Here is a 1,137-nt window from a genome sequence, read left to right on the forward strand (position 1 = left end):
ACCGAGCCCGACTTCAGGCTAGCGAGGACGCAGTGCGCGGGTCAGAGGATCACGAGCAGGCCCGAGGCGGCCGTGTCCACCCTCAGCCCGGACTCGAGGGAAGCGGGATCGCCGTCGTACTCGAACGGTGGCAGCAGGAACCAGCCGTCCGCGGCGTAGTCCGGGCTGGTCTCGGTGAGGTCGTAGACGAAGACGGGCGTGTACCGCCCCGGCTCGGTCGGCAGCTCCGACGGCACGGCGCAGCCCGGGTCCTGGAAGCCCACCTCCGTCCACCACTCACCGCCGTCCGCATCCGTCGGGTCGTTGATCGTCGAGTTGGACTCGTACACCGCGACCAGGGCGCCCGACGAGTCGTACAGGAGGATGGTCGGGCTGCGGAGCCCGTCCGCGAAGCCGAACGACCACTCCGAGATGCGCGGCCACCAGATGCCGGGCCACACCCCCGCCTCGGCGCCCTCGAGGATCTCCACGGTGCCGAAGCGCTTGTCGGCCATGTTCACGCCCAGCGACCCGAACACCTTGAGGCTGCCGAGGTCGGGCGCGGAGGCGGCGCGCAGGCAGCTGGCGGTCCCACGGGACCAGCCCTCGCCCAGCAGCACGGGCGCGCGGCTCCCCGACTGACCCTCGAGCAGGAGCTCCCCGCTGGTCTCGACCCGGCGCGCGAAGTCGGCCTGCAGGCGACGCACCTCGTCATCCTCGGCCAGCTCCAGGTCGGCCCCGGTGTCCTCGACGCGGACCGTGACGCGGTCGCCGAGCCCCGGGTTGACGTAGGTCGCGATCACGTTGGCCGGGTCGTCCTGCCAGACCTGGACGACCACCACCGCGGAGTACTCGCCTTCGGCGAGCGCCTCCTCACCGCAGGCGTACGGGTTGATCGCGCCCTCGACCGCACGCGTGCGGTCGATCACCGGGAGCAGGTCGCCGCGCACCGTGACGCCGTCGTGGAGGGCGACCACCGCACCGGAGCCGTCGAGGAGGGCCGCGGCGGTCGAGACCCCGGAGTCCGCGGGAGCCACCTCGCCCGCCCAGTCGACCGCGGCGGCGAAGGCGAGCGCCGCGTCCGGGTCGAGCGGCACCGATCCGTCCGGCTCGAGCCGCTCGGCAGCCTCGGAGCCGCCCGAGGTGTACCGCGAGAAG

General features: G+C 73.1%; 1 protein-coding gene. It reads right to left on the reverse strand.

All coding sequences use genetic code 11. The features are described 5' to 3' along the window. Nucleotides 1-41 precede the first annotated feature (41 nt). The coding region (locus QQX13_RS13760) for a hypothetical protein (protein ID WP_301153685.1) at nucleotides 42-1,137 on the reverse strand (1,096 nt) is incomplete at its 5' end.

Source organism: Demequina lignilytica (genome assembly GCF_030418375.1).
Lineage (GTDB): Bacteria > Actinomycetota > Actinomycetes > Actinomycetales > Demequinaceae > Demequina > Demequina lignilytica.